16 protein-coding genes and 2 pseudogenes are annotated in these 19,687 nt (G+C 74.0%); 9 read left to right on the top strand and 9 right to left on the bottom strand.

Annotated elements, in window-relative coordinates; genetic code table 11:
• Positions 1 to 35: 35 nt before the first annotated feature.
• A complete protein-coding gene (locus IO33_RS0124485; protein WP_031168594.1) occupies positions 36 to 1,331 on the bottom strand; it encodes a DUF1479 domain-containing protein in 1,296 nt (431 codons plus the stop codon).
• A gap of 89 nt (positions 1,332 to 1,420) precedes the next feature.
• Between IO33_RS0124485 and IO33_RS0124480 the strand changes: the two genes are divergently transcribed.
• The 4 genes from IO33_RS0124480 (at position 1,421) to IO33_RS0124465 (ending at position 6,606) form a co-directional block, all read left to right on the top strand.
• A complete protein-coding gene (locus IO33_RS0124480) occupies positions 1,421 to 2,563 on the top strand; it encodes an ROK family transcriptional regulator (RefSeq protein ID WP_031168591.1) in 1,143 nt (380 codons plus the stop codon).
• A gap of 83 nt (positions 2,564 to 2,646) precedes the next feature.
• Complete coding sequence (locus IO33_RS0124475) at positions 2,647 to 3,648, top strand: aminoglycoside phosphotransferase family protein (RefSeq protein ID WP_031168589.1); 1,002 nt, start codon at positions 2,647 to 2,649, stop codon at positions 3,646 to 3,648.
• Positions 3,649 to 3,901: 253 nt separating this feature from the next.
• Positions 3,902 to 4,906 carry a hypothetical protein gene (locus IO33_RS49490; protein WP_078963877.1) on the top strand — a complete coding sequence of 335 codons (1,005 nt, stop codon included), beginning with the start codon at positions 3,902 to 3,904 and terminating at the stop codon, positions 4,904 to 4,906.
• Positions 4,907 to 5,046: 140 nt separating this feature from the next.
• Positions 5,047 to 6,606, top strand: coding sequence for a N,N-dimethylformamidase beta subunit family domain-containing protein (locus IO33_RS0124465; RefSeq protein WP_245235872.1), 1,560 nt, complete (start codon positions 5,047 to 5,049; stop codon positions 6,604 to 6,606).
• A gap of 98 nt (positions 6,607 to 6,704) precedes the next feature.
• Here IO33_RS0124465 and IO33_RS0124460 read toward each other — a convergent pair whose 3' ends face one another.
• From IO33_RS0124460 to IO33_RS0124450, 3 genes are all read right to left on the bottom strand, one after another.
• Positions 6,705 to 6,887 (bottom strand): hypothetical protein, encoded by a 183-nt coding sequence (locus IO33_RS0124460; RefSeq protein ID WP_031168583.1) that lies wholly within the window; start codon positions 6,885 to 6,887, stop codon positions 6,705 to 6,707.
• A 109-nt stretch (positions 6,888 to 6,996) separates the two neighbouring features.
• Positions 6,997 to 7,524 (bottom strand): DinB family protein, encoded by a 528-nt coding sequence (locus tag IO33_RS0124455; RefSeq protein WP_031168581.1) that lies wholly within the window; start codon positions 7,522 to 7,524, stop codon positions 6,997 to 6,999.
• 26 nt (positions 7,525 to 7,550) lie between these two features.
• Positions 7,551 to 8,177 carry a TetR/AcrR family transcriptional regulator gene (locus tag IO33_RS0124450; protein WP_031168579.1) on the bottom strand — a complete coding sequence of 209 codons (627 nt, stop codon included), beginning with the start codon at positions 8,175 to 8,177 and terminating at the stop codon, positions 7,551 to 7,553.
• A gap of 224 nt (positions 8,178 to 8,401) precedes the next feature.
• Here IO33_RS0124450 and IO33_RS0124445 point away from each other — a divergent pair, with 224 nt between their 5' ends.
• Both IO33_RS0124445 and IO33_RS44445 read left to right on the top strand, forming a co-directional pair.
• Positions 8,402 to 9,916 carry an APC family permease gene (locus IO33_RS0124445; protein ID WP_051926927.1) on the top strand — a complete coding sequence of 505 codons (1,515 nt, stop codon included), beginning with the start codon at positions 8,402 to 8,404 and terminating at the stop codon, positions 9,914 to 9,916.
• Between the two features lie 35 nt (positions 9,917 to 9,951).
• A pseudogene (locus IO33_RS44445) lies at positions 9,952 to 11,522 on the top strand (amidohydrolase).
• A gap of 149 nt (positions 11,523 to 11,671) precedes the next feature.
• Here the strand turns inward: IO33_RS44445 and bla are convergent.
• On the bottom strand, positions 11,672 to 12,565 hold the full coding sequence (gene bla / locus IO33_RS0124435; protein WP_063765781.1) for a class A beta-lactamase: 894 nt from the start codon (positions 12,563 to 12,565) through the stop codon (positions 11,672 to 11,674).
• A 163-nt stretch (positions 12,566 to 12,728) separates the two neighbouring features.
• Between bla and IO33_RS0124430 the strand changes: the two genes are divergently transcribed.
• Both IO33_RS0124430 and IO33_RS0124425 read left to right on the top strand, forming a co-directional pair.
• Positions 12,729 to 13,712 (top strand): LysR family transcriptional regulator, encoded by a 984-nt coding sequence (locus IO33_RS0124430; protein WP_031168573.1) that lies wholly within the window; start codon positions 12,729 to 12,731, stop codon positions 13,710 to 13,712.
• Entirely contained in the window at positions 13,709 to 14,644 is a 936-nt protein-coding gene (locus IO33_RS0124425) for a serine hydrolase (protein WP_031168571.1), read from the top strand. Before IO33_RS0124430 ends, IO33_RS0124425 begins: the two co-directional genes overlap by 4 nt.
• Positions 14,645 to 14,806: 162 nt before the next feature.
• Here IO33_RS0124425 and IO33_RS0124420 read toward each other — a convergent pair.
• Positions 14,807 to 15,106: pseudogene (locus tag IO33_RS0124420) on the bottom strand (response regulator transcription factor); the annotation flags it as partial.
• On the opposite strand from IO33_RS0124420, the gene IO33_RS0124415 reads away from it, so the two are divergent.
• The gene (locus IO33_RS0124415; RefSeq protein WP_078963888.1) at positions 15,065 to 15,547 is read left to right on the top strand and encodes a GlcG/HbpS family heme-binding protein; all 483 of its coding nucleotides are present in this window, start codon (positions 15,065 to 15,067) and stop codon (positions 15,545 to 15,547) included. The pseudogene IO33_RS0124420 and the gene IO33_RS0124415 overlap by 42 nt on opposite strands.
• 205 nt (positions 15,548 to 15,752) lie before the next feature.
• Here IO33_RS0124415 and IO33_RS0124410 read toward each other — a convergent pair whose 3' ends face one another.
• From IO33_RS0124410 to IO33_RS0124400, 3 genes are all read right to left on the bottom strand, one after another.
• Positions 15,753 to 16,484, bottom strand: coding sequence for a DUF4232 domain-containing protein (locus IO33_RS0124410; protein WP_031168566.1), 732 nt, complete (start codon positions 16,482 to 16,484; stop codon positions 15,753 to 15,755).
• Between the two features lie 243 nt (positions 16,485 to 16,727).
• Positions 16,728 to 18,953 (bottom strand): catalase/peroxidase HPI, encoded by a 2,226-nt coding sequence (katG, locus tag IO33_RS0124405; protein ID WP_031168563.1) that lies wholly within the window; start codon positions 18,951 to 18,953, stop codon positions 16,728 to 16,730.
• 33 nt (positions 18,954 to 18,986) lie between these two features.
• Complete coding sequence (locus IO33_RS0124400) at positions 18,987 to 19,424, bottom strand: Fur family transcriptional regulator (protein WP_031168561.1); 438 nt, start codon at positions 19,422 to 19,424, stop codon at positions 18,987 to 18,989.
• Between the last annotated feature and the right edge of the window lie 263 nt (positions 19,425 to 19,687).

Here is a 19,687-nt window from a genome sequence, read left to right as displayed (position 1 = left end):
TGCCGCGCCGGCCGGCCGCCCTGCTGACGTGCGGGTCACTCCAGGCCGAGGCCCCTGCGGCCGGTGGTGTCGAGCCGGTCGGCGGGGAAACGGCCGGACCAGGAGCGCTCGTAGTGCTCTTCCGGGAAGTCGCTCGGGCTGGATCCGGAGAGGAAGGCCTCGCGCACGGAGGCCGCGTACCGCTCGTTGCGCGGGCACCAGGGCGCGGCGGGGATGTACATGACGTTGCCCCAGCCCCGCTGGTCCGTCACCGGCGCCACGCTGTGGATCATGTCGCAGTGCCACCACACGGAGTCGCCGGCCCGGACGTCCGGGATGCCGGTGAGGGCCTCCAGGAGCAGCGGGTGCCACTTCTCGCTCGCGGGGAAGACCTGGTTGACGGTGACCCCGCACATGTCGTCCTCGGGGACGTCCGGCAGCAGGGGGCGCAGCATCAGGCAGGCCATGGCCTCGGGGACCGGCACGGTATGCAGCACGCCCTGGTCGTGGTCCATGTCGGACAGCGCGGTCCAGCCCTGGAACGTGCGGAACGCCGAGCACATGGTGGAGCCCGGGTACTGGGGGCCCGCGGTGCGGTGGGCGGCGTCCCAGGGGTCGTACTCCTCGACCGTGCCGTCGAACAGGTGCCGGAACGCCTGCTGGTAGGCCCGGGTCAGCCACAGGTCGAGGGTGCCGGGGTCGCAGTGGGCACCGAGGCCGCGGGAGTCGGTGCCCGGTGGGCGGCGGCGGATGCGGTCGGGGTAGAGCGCGTCGCGGTCGGGGTCGAACCACCGCACGCCGTCGGAGGTGTGCTTCCAGAAGGCGTTCAGGAACGACTGCACGCGGGCCATGCGGTCGCTCTGCCGGGCCTGCATCTGCGCCTCGGACCAGTAGACCGGATAGATCTCGGGCCTGGAGCCGACACTGCCGAAGAAGTCGTCGCCGGGGCCCGTGTAGGTCTCGAAGAACCGGTTGCGCTCGACGTAGTCGACGATCCCGGCGTCCCAGGCGAGGGCCTGCTCGCGCGGGAAGTGGCCGCGTACGACGAGACAGCCGCGCTTCCTCAGCTTCGCGGTCTGCGCGGGGCTCACGCTTCCGTGGGCGATGTCGGTGTAGTCGATCACCGGCCAGACGCTCTCGCCGGCCTCCTTCTCCGCCCTGATCTCGGCGACCCGGGCGGCCACGCGCCGCTCGGCGGCGGCGTACACCTCCTCGACGCTGCGGCCGAAGGTCTCGATCCGGGTCCGCAGGGCCGTCTTGAACGCGCGGATCGCGGCTTCCAGGTCGTCGGGGACGGTCTCCCAGTGGGGCAGGTCCGCGGTCGTCCGCTGCCGGCCGGCGGCGAGTGTCATGGCACCGCTCCTTTGATTAGGACTCCTTACCAAAACCAACGTAACCCCGCTCCCCTATTCAGGCAACAGTCCTAACTAGAATGGCCGGCATGACGTCGGCCAAGCCCAAACCCTCGCTGGAGATGCTGCGCGACCTGACGGACGAGCACGTGCTGCGCACCCTGATGGACCACCCGCGGCTGACCCGCGCGGAGATCGCGGCCCTGACGGGCATCTCGAAGCCGACCATCTCCGACGGCGTGCAGCGCCTGGTCCGGGCCGGCCTGGTGGTCGACACCGGGGAGCGCACGACGGGACGCGGCCGGGCGGGCTCCTACCACTCCCTGGCACCACGGCTCGGGCTCGCGCTGGTCGCGAGCATCTCGCCGTACGGCGTGTCGGCCCAGGCCGTGGACGTCCACGGCCAGACCCTCGGCGAGGCCCGGGCCGACCTGGACCGGAACGCGGGCGAGCACCGCGCGGCCGACGCCCTGGCCCAGGTCGCCGGCCGGCTCGGGCAGACGGCGCCGGGCGGGCTGCGCACCGCGGTCGTCAGCGCCGCCGACCCCGTCGACCGGGCCACCGGACGGCTCGTGCAGCTGCCGGACGCGCCGTTCCTGGTCGGTGAGCTCGATCCCCCGGCCGTCCTCGATCCGTACGTCGCCGGGCCTGTCCTGGTGGACAACGACGTCAACTGGGCCGCACGCGCCGAGCGTCATACCGGATGCGCCTCCGGCGTCGACGACTTCGTCTACGTCCACCTCGGCGAGGGGCTGGGCTGTGCCGTGGTCACCGACGGCGCCGTCCGGCGCGGTCGTCGGGGCCTCGCCGGGGAGATCGCCCATGTGTCCACGGCGGGACCGGACGGTACGGCCATGCCGCTGACGGAGGTGTTCTCCGTGCTCGGGCTGCGCCGGCCCGGCTCGACGGCCGTCGACGCGGCGGCGCTGGCGACGGCCGTCGAGGGCGACGGCGAACGGGCGCGCGAGGTCCGGGACGCCCTCGCCCGCGCCGTCGGCGGGGTCCTGACCGCGGTCGTCTCCCTCACCGACCCGGAGCTGATCGTCATCGGCGGGGAGTGGGGCCGCCACCCCGGCGTGACCGCCGCGATCGACGCGCACTTCGCCCGCGGCCCGCGCCCCGTCCGCATCGCCGCGGCGAGCGTCACCGCACCGGAACTGACGGCCGCGCGCAGCCGCGCGGTGGACGAGCTGCGTTCCCTGATCGTCCGTTCCGCGCATCCCGGCGGATGAGACCGCACCGAGGCCGCTCGGAAAACCGGGGCCGCCCGGAAAACCGGCTGACCGGCCCCGGGCCGCGGTGGTGGGATGGCGCGATGCGGAGTGAGATTTCCATCGCCGTGGACCGCGGTACCTACCTGTACGCCCCGACCCCATGGGAGCAGGACCGCTGGCGGGCCGAGGCCCTCGACTGGGTGGCGGGGCGGCTCGCGGCACGCGGCCTGCGCGTGAACGGGGTCCTCAGGGTGCGGCTGCGGCCGTGGTCCGTGCTGGTTCGGGTGCCCGTGGAGGGGCGGGACGCCGTCTGGTTCAAGGCGAACCCGCCGGCCAGTGCCTTCGAGGGGCCGCTGACCGCGGCGCTGGCCCGCTGGGTGCCGGAGCAGGTGCTCCGACCGCTGGCCGTGGACGCCGACCGCGCGTGGGCCCTGCTGCCCGACGGCGGGGAGCTCTTCCGCGACGTGCTCGCCCGGGAGCCGGCGGAGCCGCGCGACTGGGAGGAGCTGCTGCGTCAGTACGCGCACCTGCAGCGGTCGCTGACCCGGTACGCGCGGGACATCGAGCACCTGGGCGTGCCCGCCGCCCGTACCCTCGGCCTGCCCGCGGAGTTCGACCGGCTGCTCGCGCGCAACACCGCGCTGCGCCCGGAGGACCGCGCCCGGCTGGAGCGGCTGCGGCCCCGCCTCGCCCACTGGTGCGCCGAACTCGCCTCCGTCGGCGTCGCGGACACCCTCGACCACGCGGACCTGCACGACGGCCAGCTCTTCCGTCCGGCACCGGGCCGGTTCGTCTTCTTCGACTGGGGCGACGCCGCCGTCTCGCACCCCTTCTGCAGCCTGCGGGTCCCCGCCGAGAAGGCTCGCCCGCGGTACGGGCCGCAGGTCCTGGCCCGGCTCCTCGACGCCTACCTGGAGCCCTGGACGGACACCGGCCGCACGGCGGCGGAGCTGCGCCGTGCCGCACGTCTCGCCTGGCGTCTGAGCGCCCTGGGCCGCGCCGCGTCCTGGGGCCGCACCTTCCCCGCCCCGTCGGGCACCGCCGCGGGATCCGAGCACAGCGCGACGTCTCTCCTCGAACTCTTCGACGATCCACCGTTCTGAGGGGGTTTCTGAGGGGGTCGGGGCGCACGGCTCCGTCCCGGCGCGGCAATTCGGGGCGCCGGGCACTCCTCGACCACGGCGGTCGGTGCGGCACCGGGCACGGCGTCCCGGCACACTCCCCTCGCCGCGGTAGCCGGACCCAGGAGGCTCGGGCGGACGCCGGAGGCATCCTGAGGCGCCGTTCCGGATGCCCGGAGCAGGGCACCGCGATCGCGGTCGCCGGTCCGCTGCCGCACGGCGGAGACTGGGCCGTATGAACGGACCTCGTGCGCCCGTCGCTGCCCCGCCCGGCCGCCGTACCGTGCTGGCCGGCCTGGCCGGTGTCGCGCTCGGTGCCGCGAGCTGCTCCGGCCGTACGGGTTCGGCCCCGGCCGCCCGCCCGCCGCAGAGGTCCGTTCCCCGCGGTGGGTCGCCGTCCGCCTCCCCCGGTCTGCCCCGCACCTCACCCTGGCGGCCCACCGCCGCCGAGGTCCAGCCCGCGGCGAAGCTGCGCGCCGTGCGGCTGGTGGAGGCGATCGGGGCATGGGACGCCGGGCGCGGCGGAGTGGCGGCGGCGCGGGCGCGGGTGGCGGCGCTCGGGCTGCCCCCGGCCCTCGCCGGGCAGGCCGGTCCGCTGCTGCCGACGGCCGACCAGGCGGCGCTGCAGGTGGTGGACGCGCAGTACGGCGGGATCCTGTCCCGGTCGGCCAGTGTGCTGGTGGTGTGCCGGCAGTGGACCCGGCGCGGTGCCGCGGTGAGCGCCGGCGGGACGACCGTCGACGTACGCCTGTCCCGGTCGGGCCGTGGCTGGACGGTCGGCGCCCTGCATCCGGCGCACCCCGGACCGGCTGTCCGGCCGCTCGCGCCCGAGAACCGGGCGGTGCTGGCCGAGGACCGGATCGTGCTGCCGCCCGCCGCCGCGGCGGACCTGCGCAGCGGCCAGGTGCACACCAGCGTGGCCAGGGCGATGCTCGCGCTGGCCCGGACGTACCGGCTGGAGGTGAGCGTCGTCCGCTCCGGGCATCCGCTGGACGTGTTCGGCACCAGCCGGCCCAGCGACCATCCGCGCGGCCGGGCCTTCGACGTGTGGCGGGTCGACGGCCACGCGGTCGTCGACCCGGCGACCCCCCGCGGCCTGGTCGAACGGTTCATGCGGGACGCGGCGGCCGCGGGGTCGTACAACGTGGGCGGTCCCCTGCCGCTGACGGGCGGCGCCGCCGGCCAGTTCTTCAGCGACGCCACCCACCACGACCACGTGCACGTCGGCTTCCGCACGTGAGGCCGGTGCGGAACCCGTCACCCGTTGGGCCGTACGCTCCCGCCCCGCGTGCCGCGCCGCCGGGCTCCCTCCCGCCGCCGCGGTTGCGGCGACCGGGCGGGCCTCGGGACGCTGGAGCGGACACGCATCCGGGAGGTCATGTGGCTCCGGGACACGACACCGCGCCGTCGGACGGCCTCGGCCGCCGGCGTTTCCTCACCCTGTGCACCGGCCTGGGCCTCGGCACGGCCGCCGCGTGCACGGCCGCCCCGCCGCACCCGCACGACACGACCGGCCGGGACGCGCGGCGGCTGCGGCCCGAGGCGGAGCGGGACGCGCCGGGCACCGCCGCCTGGCGTCTGGCGTCCACCGGGCCGCCGGACGCCGTGGCCGGCTACCCGGACCGGGTGAGCGTGACTCCGGGCGAGGCCTTCGGGCTGCACGTGTCGACGACCGCCGCGTCCTTTCGCGTCTCCGCTTTCCGGGTCGGCTGGTACGGCGGCCGGCAGGCCCGCCGGGTCTGGGCGTCGGAGCGCATACCCGGCCGCGTCCGGCCGGCCCCGCACCTGCTGCCCACGACCCGCACCGTGCGGGCCGACTGGCCGAGGACGCTGTCCGTGGACACCTCCGGCTGGCCGGAGGGCGCCTATCTGCTTCGGCTGGAGGCGGACACCGGCCACCAGCGGTACGTCCCGCTGATCGTCCGCTCCGCCGACGGCGCGGGCCGTACCGTCCTGTTGCACGCTCCGGCGACCTGGCAGGCGTACAACCGCTGGGGCGGCAGCAGCCTGTACGCCGGTGCCTCCGGGGCGTACGCCACCCGCTCCCTCGCGGTGAGCTTCGACCGCCCCTACGACGGCGACGGAGACGGGAAGTTCCTGGTGTACGAGTGGGCGCTGGTGGTGCTGGCCGAGCGCCTGGGCATCCCGCTCGCCTACAGCACGGGTGTCGACGTCCACCGGGATCCCGGGGTGCTGCGGGGCGCGCACGCCGTGGTCTGCCTGGGGCACGACGAGTACTGGACACCGCGGCAGCGGGCCCATGTGACCGCTGCCCGTGACGCCGGTACGAACATCGCCTTCCTCGGCGCGAACACCTGCTTCCGCCGTGTCCGGCTGGAGGCCGGGGAAGCCGCGGACGACCGTACGGTGGTCTGCTACAAGACCGACTACCGCGCCGACCCCTGCTACGGCTCACAGCCGGCCCTGGTCACCACCGACTACCGTCTGCCGCCCGCCGCGGATCCCGAGTCCTCACTGACCGGGGTGCTCTACGAGGGCTATCCGGTCGACGCGCCCTACGTCGTCCGGGCCGCCGGTCACTGGCTCTACGACGGCACCGGCGCGCGCCCCGGCGACGCCTTCGCGCATCTCGTGGGCGTCGAGTACGACCGCGTCACCCCCGGCGCCCCCACCCCGGGGCCCCTGGAGATCACCGCCCACTCCCCGCTGGTCTGCGGCGGGCGGCCCAGCCACAGCGACTCGGCGTACTACACGGCCGCCGGCGGCGCGGGGGTGTTCGCGACCGGCACCATGCGCTGGGTGGAGGGCCTGGTGGCCGGGACGGGCATGCTGGGGCGCGACCACGGCATGGACGCCCGTACCCGCGCCTTCGTCACCCGCACCACGGAGAACCTTCTGCGGACGTTCGCCAAGGGCCCCGCGGCCCGGCACGCCCCGCCGCCCGAGCCCGACACGGCGGCGTTGTACGGCGGGGCCTGAGCACAGGGCAGCGGTGTGTGCTCGCCGGTCGCGGCGAGGATCCCGGCGGTGATGTGTCCCGCCTGGGGCGAGGCCGAGGGGGACGCCGGAAAGCCCGGTCAGTCCGTCACCGGGTGCTGCCCTCCCGCGCGCATGTGGTCCCTGCGGGCGTTGTTGTAGATCCGCAGGAGGTGCTTGGCCACGGCACAGGCCGCGCGGTCCGCGTGGCACTGCCGGCACGTGCGCATGTGCTGGTCGTAGGTGAGGCGCGCGTTCTCCAACGCGTCGTTGACAGAAGACATGGACTTCTCCGGGCAGGGCGCGTCCTGGGACGCGTAAAAGTTGACTGACTGGTATACCCGGAGCCAAGGTGATCATGTTACTTGCGGTACTGGGAAACCGCGCCGGCGGTCACCGCTGCGCGGTGGTGTTCGCCCCGTCCAGCGCCTCCCGGATGATGTCCGCGTGCCCGGCGTGCTGGGCCGTCTCGCGGATCAGGTGCAGCAGGATGCGCCGGGCGGACCAGTACACGGTCTCGGGCGGGGACCAGGGGGTCCGGGGCAGCGGCACGGTCCGCTCCAGGCCGGGGACGGCGGCCGCGGCCGCCTCGATCGCGCGGGTCCCGGCCGCGTACTCCTCCAGCAGCCCGGCGAGCGTGTCGCCGTCGGCCATGCGGTACTGGCCGAGTTCGAGCATGCCTTCGGGCACCTCGCCGTCGCCCTTCGTCATGATCTGGGCCCACACCCGTTCACCGCGCGCCAGGTGCTTGACGATCCCGCCCAGCGTCAGCTCGCTCACCGTGGTCCGGCGGGCGGCCTCGGCGTCGGTCAGGCCGCGCACAGTGATCAGCAGCAACGCCCGCTGCTCGGCCAGGGCTCCCAGCAGCTCGGTGTGCTCGTCGCACGGCAGGGACGCGTGGTGCTCCGAAGAAGTGTCCATGGTCCCGACCCTAGACGGCATCCAGGTCAGGAACTGCCCTCATTCAGGTCGCCGTTCAGAAGTGCCCGCGCGTGGTTCATGAAGGCGGTGAGGCCCACCTCGAAGGCGCGGTCGGCGCGACCGTGACCCACGGCGGCGAGCGCGTCCGCGAGACGCGGGGTGGGCGTGTGCTCCGTCAGCTCCCACATCATCTCCGGGGCGGCGAGGTCCAGGGCGGAGCCCAGCACCAGGTTCTCCAGCGCCATGATCAGCGGCATGGTCGCGGTGCGGTCGCAGCCGGCGTCGAGCAGGACGCCCACCGCGCGTTCGTACTGCTCCAGGACCCGGGGGGCACGGACCGGCGAGGTCATCAGCAGCGGGACGGCCCGGGGATGGGCCGCGAACGCGGCGCGGTAGGAGCGGGCCCAGGCCTCCAGGGCCGTGTCCCACGGGGCCAGTTCGAGGGTGCCGGGGTCGATCGCCGAGCAGACGCGCTCGCGCAGCAGCTCCACTATGCCGTCGCGGCCCTCCACGTGGTGGTACACCGAGCCGGTCTGCGCGCCGAGCCGCCGGGCGATCTGCGGGACGCTGAAGTCACCGGTCTCGTCGACCAGTCGGAGCGCGGTGGTGGTGATGCGCTCGCGGTCGAGGAGCGGTGTGCGCGGCCGTCCCATGGTCAGCGTTCTCCCTGAGGTCTTCCCGGATGCCCAACGGCAGGTTACATTGCGGAAACCGAAAGCCTTTAGGTTTATGGCTCCGGGCGCCCGCCACCCCCTGCGCGCGCCCGCAGAACACCGGTACGGACGGCCCATCCCGGCCCTGGTCCGCCGGCGCCCGCGGCCCCGGCCGCCCCACCGCCGGGCCCCGTTCCCTCCGCCGCCAGAAGGGCTCCCCCCGTATGTCCGTGTCCACCACCGAACCCCCGGAGGAGAGAGCGCCGTCCGGCGCTGCCGGCCTCCGGTCCGGTTCCCTCGGCACCGCCGACATCGCCTTCTTCGTCGTCTCCGCCGCCGCTCCCCTGACCGTCATGGCCGGGGTCGCTCCGCTCGCGATCCTGCTCGGCGGCATCGGCGCGCCCGTCGGCTATCTCCTCGCCGGCCTGACCCTCGCCGTCTTCGCCGTCGGCTTCACCACCATGAGCCGCCATGTGACCAGCGGCGGCGCCTTCTACGCCTACGTCACCCGCGGCCTCGGCCGCCCGGTCGGCATCGGCGCCGCGCTGCTGGCGCTGATCGGCTACAACGGCATGGAGATCGGGGTCTACGGCCTGCTCGCCACCACCGCCCGCGACACCCTGCACACCCTCGCCGGCATCGACGTGCCCTGGCTGCCCGTCTCGCTGGCGGGCCTGCTGCTGATCGGCTACGGCGGATACCGCTCGATCGACTTCGGCGCCAAGGTCCTCGGCGTGCTGCTCGTCGCCGAGACCGGCATACTCGTGCTGCTCGCCGGCGGGGTGCTGGTGCGGGGCGGCGCGCACGGGCTGTCCCTGGCCTCCCTGGCTCCGGCACATGTGCTCGTGCCCGGCATGGCGGCCGTCCTGTCCTTCGCCTTCGCGGCGTTCACCGGCTTCGAATCGACCGTCATCTACCGCCGCGAGGCCCGCGATCCGGGGCGCACCGTCCCGCGCGCCACCTATCTGGCCGTCGGATTCCTCGGCGTGTTCTACGCGTTCACCGTGTGGATCGCCGTGCAGGCCTTCGGCGACGACCAGGTCGTACGCGCGGCCGGCGCGGACCCGGCCGGCCTGTTCTTCACGGCGATCGCCACCTATGTGGGCGGCTGGGCCGCCGATCTGATGCACCTCTTCATCGTGACCAGCGTCATCGCCTCCCTCCTGGCCTTCCACAACGCCATCAACCGCTACGTCCTCGCCCTGGCCGAGGAGGGCGTACTGCCCCGCCGGCTCGGCCGGATCCACCCGCGCCACCGCTCCCCGTACCTCGCCGGCGCCGCCCAGACCGTCCTCGGCGCGGTGGTCGTCCTCGCGTTCTGGGCGGCACGCGCGGACCCGTACCAGCAGCTGCTGCTGTGGGTGAACACCCCGGGAATGATCGGCCTGTTGCTGCTGCAGCTGCTCGCCGCGATCGCCGTGCCGTGCTGGTTCCGGCGGGTGCGTCACACGGAGGGCGCGGTGCGCACCGTGGTGGCGCCGGTGCTCGCCGCCGTCCTGCTGACGACCGCGATCGCGCTGGTCGTGACCCACATCGACCTGTTCACCGGCGCCTCCCCGGCCGTGAACGTCCTCCTCGTCGCCGTGGCACCGGCCGTCTTCGTGCTGGGCCTGCCGCTGGCGTGGTGGCTGCGCCGTGCGCGTCCGGAGGTCTACGCCGGGTTCGCCACCGAAGCCGGTGCGCAGGCGCCTTGCGGCCAGGACACCGCACCGGCCGCGCTCGCCGCACCCGGCGACTGATCCGAACCGGACCTCCACGTGCAGGAGTTGAGCCCATGACCGCTGCCGACCTCGTCCTCACCGGCGCCCGGGTCCGCACCCTCGACCCCGCCCGCCCCACCGCCTGCGCCGTCGCCGTGCGCGACGGGGTGATCACGGCGGTCGGCGAGGCGGCCGACGTACGGGGCTGGCGCGGCCCCGGCACCGAGGTCCTCGACCTGCACGGCGCGCACCTCGTGCCCGGCCTGGTCGACGCGCACAGCCATCCGGTGTGGGGGCTGGACCTGACGACGGGCACCGACCTGTCGGGCGTGACCGATCCGGCCGGGCTGCGTGCGGCGCTCGCCGGCGCCGAACGGATCGAGGGCTGGGTGGTCGGCCACGGCCTGGACCACAACGTGTTCGGGGGCCGGCCCGTCCACCACGACCTGGTGGCGGACGTGCTCGGCGACACCCCGGCCTTCCTGCGGCTGTACGACGGCCACTCCGCCCTCGCCAGCGCGGCCGCCCTGGCCGCCGCCGAAGTGACCGGTCCGCGCGCCTTCGCCCAGCACGCGGAGGTGGTGTGCGACGCCTCCGGCCGGCCCACCGGTCATCTGGTCGAGCACGCCGCGATGGACCTGGTGGCGGCCGTCGCGCCCCGGCCGTCGTACGCCGAACGGCGCGGCCGGCTGCTTCGGCTGCTGTCCGCCATGGCCGCGACCGGGCTCACCGGAGCCCATGTGATGGACGGCGGCGATCCGGAGCTGGTGGCGGCGGTGGCGCGGGAGACGGTCCTGCCGGTGCGGCTGCGGTTCGCGCCGTGGTGCATGCCGGGCGCCGACGAGGACGCGCTGCGGGAGCTGGTGCGGCTCCAGGGCAGCGGCGGGCGGCACTGGCTGGTCGGTGGGGTCAAGTTCTTCATGGACGGCACCGTCGAGGGCGGCACGGCCTGGCTGGAGCGTCCCGACTGCCATGGTCAGGGCACCGCCGCGTTCTGGCCGGACCCGCGCGCCTACGCCGAGGCCGTCCGCGCCCTGCACGCGGCCGGGGTCCGCACCGCCACGCACGCCATCGGCGACGCGGCCGTACGGCATGTCCTGGACACCGTCGCCTCCCTCGGGCCGAGCGGGCACGGGGCCCACCGGATCGAGCACATCGAGACCGCTCCGGACGAACTCCTGCCCCTTTTGCAAAGTTGGGGGTCGCGGCGTCGCTGCAGCCACCGCACACCGGTTACACGCGCGACGACGGCAGCGACGAGTGGTCCCGCCGGCTGGGCGGCGACCGGGCCGCGCGTGCCTGGCGGCTGCGCGATCTGCGGGAGGCGGGCGCCACGCTCGCCCTGGGCTCGGACTGGCCCATCGCGCACCACGACGTCCGGGCCGTGCTGGCGACGGCCCGCCGGCCGAAGGGCGCCGCGGCCCACCGGCCGGGCCTGACGCCGCTGCAGGCACTGGAGGGCTGCACCAGCCATGCGGCGGCCGCCGCCGGCGAGTCCCGCTTCGCCGGCCGGATCGCGCCCGGCTACCGGGCCGACCTCACCGCGCTGACCGTGGATCCCGTGCACGCACCCGAGGACGAACTCGCCGCGTCGCCGGTCGCGTTGACGGTCACCGGCGGGCACGTGGCACACCGGGGCACCTGACGGCGATCACCCGTGCGGGCCGCACCGGCACCGCACCCGCGAGCCCGGCCGCCGGGCGGACCTCACCCTGGATCCCGTCCAGACACACTGATGGGCATGTACACGTCAAGAGCGGGACATGATTCATATTCAGACGGGTGAATGAGTTGCTACTCGCCTGGTGCGAGGACCCGGGCCAGGAGGCGCGCCGCCTCCTCGACGAGCGCATCGTCGGCCGGTGCGTGCTGGGCGCCCTTGGCCGTCAGCACGGTCAGCAGGACCGGTGTCCCCCGGGTGGTCCAGGCCACGCCGATGTCGTTGGCGGACCCGTAGTCACCGGTGCCGGTCTTGTCCGCCAGCACCCAGTCGCGCGGCAGGCCGGCGCGGAACCGTGCGGCGCTGGTGGTGTTGCCCTTCAGCCAGCCGACCAGCCGTTCCCGGTCGGCGCCGGTGAGCGCCCGGCCCAGGGTGAGCCGCTCGAAGCTGCGGCCGAGCGCCTGCGGGGTCGTGGTGTCGCGCAGGTCTCCGGGGATCGCGCTGCCCAGGTCCGTCTCCCACCGGTCGAGCCGGCTCACCTGGTCGCCGAGCGACCGGAAGAAGCGGGTGAGTCCGGCGGGTCCGCCGATCTCACGCAGCAGCAGGTTGCCCGCCGCGTTGTCGCTGTACCGGATCGCCGCCGCACACAACTCCGCCACCGTCATACCGGTGTCCACGTGCTCCGCGGTGTGCTGCGAGTTGGAGATGATGTCGTGCGGCGGATAGTGGATGACCTTGTCCAGCGGCGCGCAGTCGCCGTGGTCGCGCAGCACCGCCGCCGCGGCGAACGCCTTGAAGGTCGAACACATCGCGAACCGCTCTCCCGCCCGGTGCGCCACGGTCCGGCCGGTGCGGAGGTTGCGCGCGTACACGCCGAGCCGGGCACCGTGCCGGCGCTCCAGATCACTCAACTCGGCTTCGGCGCCGCGGTGTTCGCTGTCAGCCGCCGCCGACGCGGGGATCGCGCCGGCCGCCACGGCCGCGGTGGTGAGCGCGAGGCCCGCCTTGAACAGTCCGCGGCGGGCCATCGGGTGGGGGCCGGAGCGGTGGGAGCCGGTCATGGGAACAGTCCTCCTGGTCGTCCGTGTTCGGAGTCGTCGATCTTCGACGGGGACCAGGGAAACAGGCGGAACACACTCATGTCCAAGAGTGAAGTTTGAACGTGTCATGCCTTATTGATATGAGTGCGGGATGGATCTCCTGGCCCACCTTGAGGCGTACGTCGCCACGGCCGACGAAGCGAGCTTCTCCCGGGCGGCCGACCGGCTCGGCATCGCCCAGCCGCTGCTCAGCCGCCGTATCAAGACGCTGGAGGAGCACTTCGGCGGCCCGTTGTTCGACCGTGCGCGGCGGCAGATCACGACCACGGAGCTGGGGGTGCTGCTCCTGCCGTACGCGCGGGACGTGCTGGACCGGGCCCAGCGGCTGCGGCAGGTCGCCGGTGCCGCGGGTCGGTCGCGGGTGCGTGCCGTCGGGGTGCCGGCGCACTGCGCCCCGGCGGCGCTGGCGCGCGCGATCCGTGCCGGCACCGAGCACGGAATCACCCTCGGCATACGTGAACTGCCGCCTCTGGAACGGGATTCCGGGCTGGCCGACGGTTCGCTCGCCTACGCGCTGGTGCGGGTTCCGCCGGAGCGCGGCGCGTTCCGGGTGCCGCTGGGCCTCGCGTCGGCGCCTGAGGCGGCCCACGGCGAACGGCTCTCGGGCCAGGGCGGCTCGCGGCGCGCGATCCACCTGGACGACCTGCGTCCCCGTCGTCGCCGCACCGGCGAACCCGCCTCCCCTGTCACGGTGCTGACCCTGCCGGAGGATCACGTGCCCGTGTGCGAGGACCGTCTGGAGCGTGCCGTAGCCCGGGCCGGGCTGCCCCCGGGCCGGTTCCGGCCGGGCGGGTCCGCGGCCACCGCGCTCGCCGAGACGCTGGCCGGGCGCGCGCTGCTGCTGTGCGCCGAGCCGTTCGCCCGGCAGCACGGGGCACGATGGACGCCGCTGGGCGACCGGTCGCTGCATCGGGGGTACGACGTGAGCGCCGCCCCGGACCGGGCCCGCGCGGCGGTCGTGCCGGACTGGCTGGCGCCGCTGCTGGCGTCGGCGGTGGGAGCCGTCGTCCGCGGGTCCGGCGCGTCACGCCGCGGTGCCGGGGACGTCCCGGCGCGTCTGGCGGCCCGCGGATGAGCGCGACGCCGGTGCGCCACCCGGTGTACGTGGGCGGCGACGGGGCCCTCCTGGACGTCGCCGAGGCGATCGCCGCGGACTGGGCGGCCCTCGGTGTGCGCGGCTCCTTCCTCGCCCGGAACCTCGACACGGGCGAACAACTCGGTTTCGACGTCGAGGAGATGGTGCCGCTCGCGTCGGTGGTGAAGGTCCCGCTCGCCCTCGTCGTACTGGACCGGATCGCGGCCGGGGCCCTCGACCCGGCGCACCCCGTGACGCTCGACCCGGCGAGGAGCAGCGTCGGTCACACCGGGCTCGCGGCGTTCCGGTACCCGGCCACGGTGGCCGTCGGCGACCTGCTCCTGCAGATGCTGGCGGTGAGCGACAACGCGGCGGCGGACGCACTGCTGGATCTGGTGCCGGTGGCGGACGTGGAGGCGCGGCTGCGTGCGTGGGGCTGCGGGGACATCCGGATGCGGCACCGGTTGAACCACATGTACGAGTGCGCCGCCGGTGCGGCGGCACATGACTTCTCGCTCGCTCTGGAGCTGGCCGTGCGGGACGAACGGGCGGGGCGGCACACCATCGCGACCCTGGATCCGGCGTACGCGAACGTGGGATCGGCCGCGGCGCTGGTGGCACTGGTGCGGCGGGTGTGGTGCGATGAGATCTCCGTTCCCGGGGCGACGGCCGAGTTGCGGCGGCTGATGGGCCTGCAGGTCTTCACGCACCGGCTGGCGAGCGAGTTGCGGGCGGACACGCTGCGGTGGAGCGGGAAGACGGGGACCTTCCTGCATCTGCGGCACGAGATCGGTGTGGTCGAGGCGGAGTCGGGGGACCGGGTGGCGATGGCCGCGCTGACGCGCGCGGGACGCTGCGCGGGGCTGGCGCCGGATGTCGACCTCGCGATCGGGGTCGCGGGGCGCGAGGCGTTTGAAGCGCTGCGGAGGTGAGGACGTCGTTCGCGTCGGCGGCGTGAGGCTGACGGCTGTCGCGCCGTGGGGCCGGCGATGGCCGGGCTGTGAGGCTCCGCGGCTGACGGCTGTCGTGCAGGTGCGGGCGCGCTGTGCTCGCTGCTCGCGCGGCGCCCGCTCGCCGGCCTGCGAAAGCACCCCTCAGGGCAGCAGTCGTTGCTCCTTCGCCACCGCCACCGCCCCTGCCCGGGTGTCGACTCCCAGCTTGTCGTAGATACGGCGCAGGTGGGTCTTGACCGTGGCCTCGCTGATGTGGAGGGCGCGGGCGATGGCGTGGTTGGGCAGGCCCTGGGAGAGGTGGGCGAGGATGTCGCGTTCGCGTGGGGTGAGCGCGGGGCGTGGGGTGCGCAGTCGGGACATGACGCGGTCGGCGACCGGTGGGGAGAGGGCCGGGCGGCCCTGGGCGGCGGCGTGGATCGCGGTGAAGAGGTCCTCCGCGCGCCGGTCCCGGTCGCGGTCGCGGCCCACGGCGGTGACCTCACCCAGAGCACGCATCTCACGCTGGACGCCGCGCAGAAGGCGGCGCGGGCCGCCGTGGTCGCCGCCGAGAAGGAGGGCCGGCAGGTCTCCGTGGCCGTCGTCGACCGCAACGGCACCACCCTGGTCACCCTGCGCGGGGACGGGGCGGGCCCGCAGTCGTACGAGTCGGCGCAGCGCAAGGCGTTCACCGCGGTGTCCTGGAACGCGCCCACCTCGGAGCCGGCCAAGCGGCTGGAGCAGGCGCCGGCCCTGAAGGACATCCAGGGCACCCTGTTCCTCGCGGGCGGCACCCCGGTGACCGCCAAGGGCGCCCCCATCGCCGGCATCGGCGTCGCGGGCGCCCCGTCCGGCGACCTGGACGAGCGCTCCGCGCAGGCGGGGGCGGCGGCCCTGGACCACTGATCCGCGGAGCGCCCCGGTCCCCGCGCCCCTCGTGGGGACCGGGGAAGGGCCCTACGGGTGCCTACGCGTCTTTCCAGCACGGCCGGAAAGGCGCGCGCCCCCACGGCAGAGCTCTCCGTGGCCACCGGTCTCTCGCCCACGGCGTAGCCTCGCCATGCCCAGGGCCGTCGTCTGCTCCGGGGCCGGCCGCCGAACGGAGTGCCGCTCAGGCAGGCTTCACCGACGTGACCGCGGTCGCGGTGACGGTGTTGTCACACTCGGCGAACTCACCGTCCGTCAGCGCGACCTGGTGCGCACCCGAGCCGGGCAGGCCGACCACGAGCGTCGGGTAGACGGCGGGCTTCGCGCCGGACTTGCAGTAGCCGTCGCCCTCGCCCTGGACCTGGTGGAAGGTCAGCTTCACCCATGCCTTGCCGCCCGGGGCGAGACGCACGGACGACGCCGTGCCCGTGGGGGTCACCGTCAGCGGGATGTTGTGCTGGGGGGAACCGTTGCCCGCGGCGGCCACGGTCGGGTGGCCGTGGAGGGCGCACGCATGGGCGGAGACGTTGGTGAACTCGACGATCGCCGCGCCCGTGCCGGTGCCGACCGGACGGTTGGCCGCCTGGTAGGCCGTCGCCTTGACGGCCGACAGCGTGCACTGCGGCGTCGTGGCGGCCGAGGTGGCGGACGCGGGAGAGGGGGACGCCGCGCCGGAAGAGGTCGCCGTGCCGCCGCCGGAGGATCCCGAGCCCGAGGAGGCCGACGAGGCCGCGGGGCCGGGGTTCTGGGTGGCGGGGGCGGAGGCGGCGTGGGAGGGGGCGGCGGAGGCCGGGGCCGGGGAGGACGTCTCGCCCGCCCCGTCGCCGCCTCCCGGCCCGCAGGCCGTGAGCGACAGCGCGGCGGCGATCACGGCCGTCGCCGACGCGGCGAGGCGGATGGTGTTGCGGTGCTGCATGGGGTCCCCCGATGTCCGGTGTATGTGGTCGACCGGCTCCCCGCCGGTGCTCACCGGGGGAGACAGGACGGGGAGGCCCGGGGTTTCCGCTGTGGATCGCCTGTGACGGTTGTAGATCATCTGTGACGGTTCTGTGGCACAGGTCCGTGGGGGGCGATCGACGGGGAGGGCCCTGTCCCGGTGAACGACGAGGGCGTCCGGGCCGACCTGCGCAGGTCGGCCCGGACGCCCTCGAAGCGATGCTCAGACCAGGTCGAACCGGTCGAGGTTCATGACCTTGTCCCACGCGGCGACGAAGTCCTTGACGAACTTCTCCTTCGCGTCGTCGCTCGCGTAGACCTCGGCGAGCGCGCGCAGCTCGGAGTTGGAGCCGAAGACGAGGTCGGCACGGCTGCCGGCCCACTTCAGCTCGCCCGTGGCGGCGTCCCGGCCCTCGAACGTGGTCTGGTCCTCGGAGGTCGCCTTCCACGCCGTGCCCATGTCGAGCAGGTTGACGAAGAAGTCGTGGGTGAGGACTCCGGGCGTCTTGGTGAGGACGCCGAGCTGGGACTGGTGGTGGTTGGCGCCGAGCACGCGCAGACCACCGACGAGCACCGTCATCTCGGGGGCGCTCAGGTTGAGCAGGTTCGCCTTGTCGACGAGCAGGTACTCGGCCGGCAGGCGGTTGCCCTTGCCGAGGTAGTTGCGGAAGCCGTCCGCGCTCGGCTCCAGCGCCTCGAAGGACTCGGCGTCGGTGTGCTCCTCGGTCGCGTCCACACGGCCCGCCGTGAAGGGGACCCGCACCTCGAAGCCGCCCTCCTTGGCGGCCTTCTCGACCGCGGCGACACCGCCGAGCACGATCAGGTCGGCGAGAGAGACCTTCTTGGCGCCGGAGGAGGCGTTGAAGTCCTGCCGGACGCCCTCGAGGACGCGCAGCACCTGGGCCAGCTCGTCGGGCTCGTTGACCTCCCAGCCGCGCTGCGGCTGCAGGCGGATGCGGGCGCCGTTGGCGCCGCCGCGCTTGTCGCTGCCGCGGAAGGTGGAGGCGGACGCCCAGGCGGTGGTGACCAGCTGCGAGACGGAGAGACCGGAGTCCAGCAGCTTGGTCTTCAGCGTCGCGATGTCGGCGTCGTCGATCAGCTCGCCCTCGCGCTCCGGCAGCGGGTCCTGCCAGATCAGGGTCTCACCGGGGACCTCCGGGCCGAGGTACAGCGACTTCGGTCCCATGTCACGGTGGGTGAGCTTGTACCAGGCGCGGGCGAAGGCGTCCGCGAACTCCTGCGGGTTCTCGTGGAACCGGCGGGAGATCGGCTCGTAGATCGGGTCGAAGCGCAGCGACAGGTCGGTGGTGAGCATCGTGGGCAGACGCTTCTTCGTGGGGTCCTGCGGGTCGGGGATGACAGCCTCGGCGTCCTTGGCCACCCACTGGTTGGCGCCGGCCGGGGACTGGGTCAGCTCCCACTCGTAGCCGAAGAGGATGTCGAAGAAGCCGTTGTCCCACTCGGTCGGCGTGGCGGTCCAGGTGACCTCCAGACCGGAGGTGATGGCGTCCGCGCCCTTGCCGGTGCCGTAGGTGCTCTTCCAGCCGAGTCCCTGCTCGTCGAAGCCGGCGGCCTCGGGGTCGGCGCCCACCGCGTCGGCGGGGCCGGCGCCGTGGGTCTTGCCGAAGGTGTGGCCGCCGGCGATCAGCGCGACGGTCTCCTCGTCGTTCATCGCCATGCGGCGGAAGGTCTCGCGGATGTCGCGGGCGGCGGCCAGCGGGTCCGGGTTGCCGTTCGGGCCCTCGGGGTTGACGTAGATCAGGCCCATCTGGACGGCGCCGAGCGGGTTCTCCAGCTCACGGTCGCCGGTGTAGCGCTTGTCGTCCAGCCAGGTCGTCTCGGGACCCCAGTAGACGTCCTCCTCCGCCTCCCAGACGTCCTCGCGGCCGCCGCCGAAGCCGAAGGTGGAGAAGCCCATGGACTCTAGGGCCACGTTGCCGGCGAGGATCATCAGGTCGGCCCAGGAGATCCGCTGGCCGTACTTCTTCTTCACCGGCCACAGCAGGCGGCGGGCCTTGTCCAGGTTGGCGTTGTCCGGCCAGCTGTTCAGCGGCGCGAAGCGCTGCTGGCCGGCGCCGGCACCGCCGCGGCCGTCGCTGATGCGGTAGGTGCCCGCGCTGTGCCAGGCCATGCGGATGATCAGCGGGCCGTAGTGGCCGAAGTCGGCCGGCCACCAGTCCTGGGATGTGGTGAGCACCTCGGCGATGTCCCGCTTCACGGCCGGAAGGTCGAGGCTCTGGAAGGCCTCGGCGTAGTCGAATTCCTCACCGAGCGGGTTCGTCACGGGCGGGTTCTTGGCCAGGATCCGCAGGTTGAGCCGCTCCGGCCACCACTGGCGGTTGCCACCGCCCTGGGTCGGGTGCAGGGCCCGGTCGTGGGCGACGGGGCAGCCGCCGCTCGACCCCTCCGCCTTCGCGTCTGTGACGATCGCGTCGTGGTTCTCAGTCATGGCAATCCTTCCGAACTGTGCGGAACTCGGTGCTCAGGAACTGCGGCCGGTGGAACAGTCGGGGCAGATGCCCCAGTAGACGACCTCGGCCTCGTCGATGGCGAAGCCACGGTCGTCGGAGGCGGTCAGACACGGCGCGTCGCCGACCGTGCAGTCGACGTCGACGACGGCGCCGCAGGACCGGCACACGAGGTGGTGGTGGTTGTCCCCCACGCGCCCCTCGTACCGGGCCGGGTGACCGGCCGGCTCGATACGGCGGACCAGGCCCGCCGCGGTGAGTGCGTGAAGGGCCTCGTAGACGGCTTGCAGGGAGATGTGGCCTACGCGGTCGCGTACCCCGGAGGCGATCGCCTCGACGCCGAGGTGGTCGCCCGCCCGGACGGTCTCCAGCAGCGCGACGCGGGCTGCCGTCACGCGCAGGCCGGCACCGCGGAGCTCCTCCGCGGTGGTCGGGGTCGGGGAGGCGGTCATACGGCCGAACCTACCCTCATAAACACGAAGGCTTCAAGAAAACGAACGATGCAATTTTGGGCGCGCGCCGTCGCCCGCCGGCCATCCGCACGTCCTGACCCGTACCCGTCCGGACGTTTGCCTTCGCATTTGCCTTCGCGTTCCCTTTCGCCCGCGGCCTGGCCTGCGGCTCTTCGCCCACGGCCTGGGGTGCGCCGTCGCATGGTGCTGACAGGTGGCGGGAGCGCGGGCGGTACGGCGGCCGGCCGCGGAGGGGGTGGGCG

Source organism: Streptomyces durhamensis (genome assembly GCF_000725475.1).
In the GTDB taxonomy this organism is placed as follows: Bacteria; Actinomycetota; Actinomycetes; order Streptomycetales; family Streptomycetaceae; genus Streptomyces; species Streptomyces filipinensis.
Note: the sequence above shows the minus strand (reverse complement) of the source record. Positions and strands in the feature narration are given on the sequence as shown.